This is a genomic window from uncultured Amaricoccus sp., assembly GCF_937891315.1.
In the GTDB taxonomy this organism is placed as follows: Bacteria; Pseudomonadota; Alphaproteobacteria; order Rhodobacterales; family Rhodobacteraceae; genus Amaricoccus.
Genome location: NZ_CALAGI010000156.1, coordinates 94,624 through 101,951 on the forward strand (window position 1 = coordinate 94,624; position 7,328 = coordinate 101,951).

The 7,328-nt window shown below is 70.9% G+C and carries 6 protein-coding genes; 1 reads left to right on the forward strand and 5 read right to left on the reverse strand.

The window, feature by feature from the left end:
* Nucleotides 1–46: 46 nt before the first annotated feature.
* The 5 genes from Q0480_RS15770 to Q0480_RS15790 form a co-directional block, all read right to left on the reverse strand.
* Nucleotides 47–1,132, reverse strand: coding sequence for a helix-turn-helix domain-containing protein (locus Q0480_RS15770; RefSeq protein ID WP_299134335.1), 1,086 nt, complete (start codon nucleotides 1,130–1,132; stop codon nucleotides 47–49).
* The gene (locus Q0480_RS15775; RefSeq protein WP_299134336.1) at nucleotides 1,132–2,241 is read right to left on the reverse strand and encodes a class II histone deacetylase; all 1,110 of its coding nucleotides are present in this window, start codon (nucleotides 2,239–2,241) and stop codon (nucleotides 1,132–1,134) included. The genes Q0480_RS15770 and Q0480_RS15775 overlap by 1 nt, the downstream gene beginning before the upstream one ends.
* A 27-nt stretch (nucleotides 2,242–2,268) precedes the next feature.
* Complete coding sequence (locus Q0480_RS15780; protein WP_299134338.1) at nucleotides 2,269–3,447, reverse strand: MFS transporter; 1,179 nt, start codon at nucleotides 3,445–3,447, stop codon at nucleotides 2,269–2,271.
* Between the two features lie 154 nt (nucleotides 3,448–3,601).
* Nucleotides 3,602–4,612 (reverse strand): phosphotransferase, encoded by a 1,011-nt coding sequence (locus Q0480_RS15785; RefSeq protein WP_299134339.1) that lies wholly within the window; start codon nucleotides 4,610–4,612, stop codon nucleotides 3,602–3,604.
* Nucleotides 4,613–4,620: 8 nt separating this feature from the next.
* Nucleotides 4,621–5,940, reverse strand: a complete 1,320-nt coding sequence (locus tag Q0480_RS15790; RefSeq protein WP_299134341.1) for an aspartate aminotransferase family protein — start codon at nucleotides 5,938–5,940, stop codon at nucleotides 4,621–4,623.
* A 130-nt stretch (nucleotides 5,941–6,070) separates the two neighbouring features.
* Here Q0480_RS15790 and Q0480_RS15795 point away from each other — a divergent pair, with 130 nt between their 5' ends.
* Nucleotides 6,071–6,676, forward strand: coding sequence for a TetR/AcrR family transcriptional regulator (locus Q0480_RS15795; protein WP_299134343.1), 606 nt, complete (start codon nucleotides 6,071–6,073; stop codon nucleotides 6,674–6,676).
* The last annotated feature ends 652 nt before the right edge of the window (nucleotides 6,677–7,328 follow it).

The following is a 7,328-nucleotide window of genomic DNA, read 5'->3' on the forward strand; positions in this document are numbered from 1 at the left end:
TTCCTCCGTTGCCGGCGCCCTGTGTTCCGGCGCATCAGGAGGCAGGTTACGGGTCGCGGCGGGGGAAATCTTGGCGTATGCCGCCAGCGGACTTGGACTCCAGCGCCAGCCCGCGCATCGCGGCCCCCGGCGGGACGCCATAGGTCATCCTGAACTGGCGGTAGAAATGGGAGAGGTCGTTGAAGCCGCTCCCGAAGGCGATCGCCGCGACGTTGGTCGCTCCCTCCGCCCGGGCGCTGACGAGCGCGGCGTGCGCGGCTTTCAGGCGAACCGCGAGGATGCGTCGGCTGGCGGTCTCGCCGAGCGGCTGGAAATGCCGCTGGAGCGTCCGTTCCGAGACATTCAGACGTCCGGCCAGCTCCGCCGGCCCGAACGCCGGATCGCGGAACCGGCGGTCGATCGTGGCGAGCGCGCGCGCGAGGATCGCACTCGCCGCGCGTTCCTGCGACGACATCTGCGACTGGCGGCAGTGGAAGTAGGCGCCGAGGAGCCCGAGGAAGGCCTCGCCGAGAGTGGCGCAGCCGGCGGCCCGCTCGTCCGCCATCTTCACGACCACGGCGCGCATGGCGGCGAGCAGGGGATCGTCGCGGCCGATCATCGTGCCGCCGGTGCAGATGCGACCGAAGCGGCCGAGCATCTCGCTGCGTGGAAGGTGCAGCGAGACCTGCGTGGAAGTGCCGGGGTAGCGGAACCCCGACGGGAGGACCGAGTCGACGAGATACATGTCCCCGACCGTGAGATCCGCCGAGATGTTGCCCTGTTCCACCCGGCTGCCGCCTGCCACCTGGACGAGGAGGAAAAGATGCTCCCCGGGCGCCGCGCGGACCATGCCGCCGTCCCGTACGACCCGCTCCGCGTCGAGCGAGACGACCGCCGTGTCGATGCCACCGAAGCGATGCCGGTTGACGCTGCCGGCGACGATGCCCCGGGCCTCCTCGCGCGGTTCGATCGAGAACATCCCGCAAACGGACCGCAATTCGTCCTGAAGGGCCTCGACCGGCCGCGGGTTTCGGGTATCGGGGGTCAGGAAATGCACGGCGGCTCTCCCTTCGGCGTCCGAAACAGGTGGCGCCCGAGTAGTTTGCTTGCGATCCGCGACGGTGACCAGCGCCACCGTCGCGGATCCGACCATCAGAGGCCGAAGCTCTCCGCGAGCTCGTCGACGAGGCCGCATTGGAAGGCGACGACGCGCGGGTCGGGTTGCCAGGCAACGCCCATGCCGAGGATCGGATCCTCGACCGCGGTGCGGACACCGGACAGCGTCTCGACGACCGCGAGACCGCAGAACGGCACGTAGGCTTCGGCATAGCCGCCCTCGTGGACCACCACGAGCCGCCCGCCACAGGCGCGGTCGGCGAGCGCCATCACCCGACCGGTCAGCGCCCGGTAGCTGTCGCTGTGCAGCAGCATCCGCGCCAGCGGATCGACCATGTTGGCGTCGAGCCCGCTCGCGATGACGATGAGCTCCGGCCGGAAGGCCTCGACCGCCGGGGCGACGATGCGGTCGAAGGCGTGCAGGTAGGCCTGCTCACCGCAGCCCGCCACCAGCGGGATGTTGATGTTCGCGCCCACGCCCGCGCCCGCGCCCCGCTCCTCCTCGCCGCTGAAGCCCGGCGGGAAGCAGTGGTCCTGGTGAACCGAGATCGTCAGGACGTCGGGGTCCTCGTAGTAGATCGCCTGGGTGCCGTTGCCGTGGTGGACGTCCCAGTCGATGATGGCGACACGCTCGATGCCGTGGCGGGCGCGCATCGCCTCGACGGCGATCGGGATGTTGGCGAGCAGACAGAAACCCATCGGCGTGTCGCGCAGGCAATGGTGCCCCGGCGGCCGCGACAGCGAGAAGGCATTGTCGAGCCCGCCCGTCACGACCGCCTCGCAGGCGGCAATGGCGAGGCCGGCCGAGACCGAGGCGACCTCGTAGCTTCCCGGCCCGAAGGGGGCGAGCTGGCCGAGATCTCCACCCTCGGCGTCGCTCAGCGCCTTGAAGCGGTCGAGGTAGCTGGCCGGATGGACGCGGTCGAGGTCCTCGCGCGTCGCCATCGGCGCCGAGCGTACGTCGAGCGACGCCGCGAGCCCGGAAACCTGGATGAGCGAGAGGATCCGCCGCTTGGAGTCGGGCGATTCGGCGTAACCGCTGGCGTTCGGCGGCTGGACCCAGCCCCCCACCGGCATGAAGAGGGCCTGGAGGCCGCCGGTGTGCCAGAATGTCCGTTCGTCGGTGAAGAGGCCGGTCTTGGTCATGATGCGCGTCCTGTTCTCGGGGTTGCTTCAGGCGTCGTTCGCGAGGGTCGCGGCCGCGGGGGTCGCTTCGGCCCGCAGCATCATCGCCGCGGAGGCGATGACCACCACGAGCCCGGTGAGGATGACGGTGGTGAGCGAGGCGCCCATGTTGAGCATGTTGCCCGCGATGAGCGGTCCGACCGCGAGGCCGACGCCGATCACCAGGGTGAGCGAGGCGACCAGGCGTCCGGTGGCGTCGTGGGTGGCGACGATTGCGAGGATGAAGGGCAGCACGAACGTCCAGGCGAATTTGAAGCCGCACAGCGCGATGACATAGGCGCCGACCCCCTGTACCGTCGCGAGCAGCGCCAGCGAGGCGGCCAGGATGGCGTAGCCGAGGATCACCATCCCGCGGCGGGACACCCGGCCGCCGAGCCACGAGGCGAGGCCGGCGCCGACGATCCCCATCGTCGTGGCGACGGCGAGGACGGTGCCGGTCGCCGCGGCGGAGATCCCGGCGGCCTCGGCGGCCCCGCTCACGAAGGTCCAGATGCCGCCGATCGACAGGTAGAAGGCGAGCATGCCGCAGATCACCAGCGCCGCGAGCCAGCGCGGCGTCGCGGCCCCGGCGACGCCGGCGGACTTGCCCCGCATCCCGAGGTCGCCGTCGAAGCCGCGGCAGAGGGGCGACGCCAGCGCGCCGAGCGCCGCGAGCAGGACGTAGAACGCCGGCAGGCCGAAATGGTCGAAGAGGCGCGGCAGGACGGCGAGCCCGACGGTGCCCGCGACGAGCTGGCCGACGACCCAGAGGCCGTAGACCCGATCGCGGTTCTCGCTCTCGCCGGCGGAGGTCATGCAGAGCACCATCAGCGTGCCGCCCCCGACCGCGGCGATGGCGCGGAGACCGAGGAACAGCGGATAGTCCGGCATCCAGAGCGCGGTGACGAGATTGCCGGCGCAGAACACCGCGAGGGCGGCGACGGCCACGACGCGCGCATTCAGCCGCCCGAGCCAGTAGTAGGAGGGGATGGTCGCGAAGCTGAAGGCGCCGAGTTCCACGGTGAAGTAGGTGCCGATCTGCGCCGGGTCGAGGCCGCGCTCCACCGCGAGTTGCGATGCGACGGCGGGTGCGACGAGCAGGACGAGCGGCGTGATCGCGGCGAAGGTCACCAGCGCGACCAGCGTCGGATCGAAGCGGCGGGTGGCGCGGGACGCGGCATAGGTCATGCCGGGATCCCCCCGGCGGGCAGGTCGATGGCGATCATGGTCGATGGGCTCCTCTGGCAGGGGATCGGGTCGGACGGTCGGACCGGGCACGGGGCCGCCGTCCGGTCCCGCGGGTGGCGGGACCGGCCGGGCGTCGGCGTCGGTCGGGCTGTGGTCAGGCGTCGGCGTCGAGGTAGGCGCGGCAGGCGCGGACGGCGAGGCCGACCAGCACCGGGGCGAGTTCGCGGGCGGTTTCGGTGTCCTGGCGCGAGGCGAGCCAGCTCAGGTAGGTGAGACCCCGCAGCGCCAGGAAGAGGTCGAGCCGCGCGAGGTCGGCCTCCGGAAGCGGCCGCACCGAGCGGTATCCGGCGACCAGATTGTCGCGGGCGGCCTCGAAGCCCTCCGTCCCCTGGAGGAAGAAGAGCGCGGTGGCGATCTCGAACAGATGCCAGCCGAAGCCCGCGTCGTCGAAGTCGATCAGCATCACCGCGCCCCCGGCCTCGAGCAGGTTGTCGGGCACGAGGTCGGCGTGGATGAGACCGTAGTTGTCCGGTGTCGTGCCGAAGGCGGCGAGGTCGGCGCGGGCCCGCTCGCAGACCGCGTCCACTAGCGCGAGATGTTCGGCGATGGCGGGCAGCGCGCGGAACGGCCCCCAGAACGGCGTCGGGCCGATCAGACCGTCGCAATCCCAGGCATGACGGGTGAAGCCCGCGGGCCTCGCCCAGGTGGCGGCGTGGGCGTGGATCCGCGCCGCGAGCCGGCCGGTCTCGGCCTGAACGCGCGCGAGGTCGGGTCCGGCGAGGCGCATGCTCTCGCCGGCCGAGCCGATCGGGGCGCCGTCGAGCCATTCGAGGACATCCACCTGAAAGGCGCTGCCCGGCTCGCCGATCGTGGCCATCAGCGCGCCGCCCGGTGTCGGCACGACGGCGGGCACCGGCAGGCCGTCGGCGGCGAGCGCCTCCATCCAGGCGAGTTCGGAGGCGAGTTCGGCGTCGCTGTGGTAGCCGGGGCGGTGCACCCGGAGGGCGCGGCGCCTCCCGTCCGGCCCGGTGACGCGGAACACCGCGTTCTCGCGGAACTTGACCAGCGATCGGTCGGCGCCGGCGAAACCCCAGGTCATCATCGCCTCGTCGGCGGCGCGGGTCATGGCGGCGAGGGAATCGTCGGGCAGGGGCGTCTCGGTCATGGTGTGCCTCACAGGGTTCCGAGGAGGTGGTCGAGGGTGGAGACGAGGCGGTCGGCCTCCGGCCGTCCGAACGGCATGGGCGGACGCATCTTCAGCACGTTGCCGGTCGGGCCGATGCGGCTGATCAGGATGCCCTCGCGGCGCATGGCGTCGACGAGCCCGGCGGTCAGTCCCGCGTCCGGCCGGCCCTCGGCATCGACGAGCTCGATGCCGAAGAACAGGCCGGCGCCGCGCACCCGCGCGACGGCGTCGTGCCGGTCGCGCAACGCCTCGAGTTCGCGCCGGACGTGCGCTCCGACGGCGGCGGCGTGCTCTACCAGACCCTCGGCCGCGATGACCTCGAGGACCGCCGTCCCCACCGCCGCCGAGACCGGATTGCCGCCGTAGGTGTTGAAGTAGAGCGCGCGGGACGCGAAACGGTCGAGGATCTCCGGACGGGTGACGGCGGCGGCGAGCGGGTGGCCGTTGCCGAGCGACTTGCCCATGGTGACGATATCGGGCGTCACCCCCCAGGCCTCGTGGCCCCACATGTGGGCGCCGGTCCGCCCGAGTCCGGACTGCACCTCGTCGGCGATGTAGAGCCCGCCCGCGGCGCGTACCCGCGCGACGGCCTCGGCGACGAAGTCCGCCGGCGGCTCGAGCAGGCCCTCGGTCGAGAACAGGGGGTCGATCAGGATGGCGGCCGGCGGGAAGCCGGCGGCGACGAGCGAGTCGACCGCCGCGCCGACGCGGTCGGCGAACAGCCGCTGGAGCGCCGCTGGCTCGCCGGTCCAGCTCGCGAGGTCGGGGATGTCGATCGCGCGGACATGGGGCGCCAGCGCCTCGGGCGCGGAAAGCCCCGTCGTCGCCTCCGCGAGGCTGAGCGAGTTGCCGTGGTAGCTGAAGCTCGTGACGATGAGCCCGCGGCCGCCGGTCACGAAGCGCGCCATGCGGAGTGCGAGCTCGTTCGCCTCGGTGCCGGTGCAGACCAGCATCGCCACCGAGAGTTCCGGCGCGAAGGTGGCGACCAGCCGCTCGGCATAGGCGACCGGCGCCTCGTGCAGGTATCGCGTGTTGATGTTGATCGCCTCGGCCTGGCGCACCAGCGCCTCCACCACGTGCGGGTGGCAATGCCCGACGTGCGGCACGTTGTTGTAGGCGTCGAGATAGCGCCGCCCGGCCGCGTCCTCGACCCAGACGCCGCGGCCACGCACCAGTTCCAGCGGCTCGTCGAAGAACATCGGCGAATGGTGCCCGAGCACCCGGTGCCGGCGCTCGATGAGCGACGGGCCCGCTGCCGGCGCTGCCGGGGTCGGGTCCTGAATGGAACCTGCTGTCTCCGAAGCCATGGCGAATCCCTCCTGCGTTGAAGGGATAATACATGAACGTATCGTTCAGTAAATATACTTATCGTTCACATAATGGCCGATCAGCGCATTTCCCCTTCCGGCGGCGGGCGGTCGCGGGTAAGGACGAGACATGGAGACCGCGACCGCCCCGAGCCTGCGCGAACGCAACCGCTTGCGAACACGAACCGAGATCCTCGGCATCGTCCTTGAACTCGTCGACGAAGACGGCCTCGCCGCCTGCACGGTGGAGGAGATCGCGCGCCGCGTCGGCGCCTCGAAAACCACCGTCTACGCGCATTTCGGCGACGGGCTCGACGAGATGCTGCGCGAGCTCTACCTCAGCATCTCGCAGCGGGTGGTGGCCGAGGCCAGCGCACGGCGTGCACGGGTCGCGGACCCCGTCGACCGGATCGTGGCGCTCGCCGAGGTGCTTTTCGAAATCTGCGCCGAACCGCGGGTGGGCCGCTTCTACATGATGCTGTCGCCCGCGATCAGCCCGACGCTCGAGACCGTGGTCGGCCGCGCCACCTCCGCCTTCCGGGACTTCATCCGCGCGGACATCGTGACCCTCGGCCACGAGCCGGCCGCGGCGGGCCGCCTGGCGCTGGCGCTCACCGGATCGATCCGCGAGTGCGCCGTCGCCGTGGCCTGCGGCTCCGCCGAGGCTCCGGCCCTGCTCGGCGTGATCCGGTCGATCGCTGCGGCGGTGCTTGCGCCGGGCCGGCCGATCGCATGACGTTCCGGCGGAACGGTCGCTCCCGGACCGGGCGCGACGGCGACGAAGCCTGACCGCAACGCTGATGCGCCGTCCCCGGGTCCCCACCCGAAACGCTCCGCGCCGCCCTGCCGGACTCTCGATGGTGAGGACCTTCCGGTCATGCCCGGCCCCGGCCATGCGCAGGATCAGCGGGCGGCGATCACCGGCGTCAACCCGGTCCAACACATACAAGAGGAGAAGCACATGACCACTGCCCGCCTCATGACCACCCCCGAGGATTTCAAACGGATCGGGATCGAGCCCGGTATCGTGCATCAGTGGGAGGACGGCCGGCGCGACACGTCAGAGCCCGGCCATAACGAGGTCTGGTATTTCGACGGCACGATGGAAGATGGAACCAAGATCATCGCCGCGTTCCGGCCCAAGATGCCGGGCGACGTCACGACCAGCGCCGACAGCCCCAACCTCAACGTCGCCATCACCGATCCGGACGGGACAGAACATGTCGACATGTTCGTCGTGCCGCCGGCGGATTGCGAGATCAGTCACGAGCATTGTCATGTCAGGTTCGGACCGCATTCAGCCACGGGCGATCTGAAGACCTACAAGGTGAAGGTCGAACCGGTGAACGGCACCGGTCTGGACCTGACGAGATCGGAAGAGCGTCGTG

What these genes read in the sequence shown, in the direction of transcription:
- Q0480_RS15770 (WP_299134335.1), bottom strand. Translation starts at nt 1,132, where the DNA reads ATGGTCGGATCCGCGACGGTGGCGCTGGTCACCGTCGCGGATCGCAAG.
- Q0480_RS15775 (WP_299134336.1), bottom strand. Translation starts at nt 2,241, where the DNA reads ATGACCAAGACCGGCCTCTTCACCGACGAACGGACATTCTGGCACACC.
- Q0480_RS15780 (WP_299134338.1), bottom strand. Translation starts at nt 3,447, where the DNA reads ATGACCTATGCCGCGTCCCGCGCCACCCGCCGCTTCGATCCGACGCTG.
- Q0480_RS15785 (WP_299134339.1), bottom strand. Translation starts at nt 4,612, where the DNA reads ATGACCGAGACGCCCCTGCCCGACGATTCCCTCGCCGCCATGACCCGC.
- Q0480_RS15790 (WP_299134341.1), bottom strand. Translation starts at nt 5,940, where the DNA reads ATGGCTTCGGAGACAGCAGGTTCCATTCAGGACCCGACCCCGGCAGCG.
- Q0480_RS15795 (WP_299134343.1), top strand. Translation starts at nt 6,071, where the DNA reads ATGGAGACCGCGACCGCCCCGAGCCTGCGCGAACGCAACCGCTTGCGA.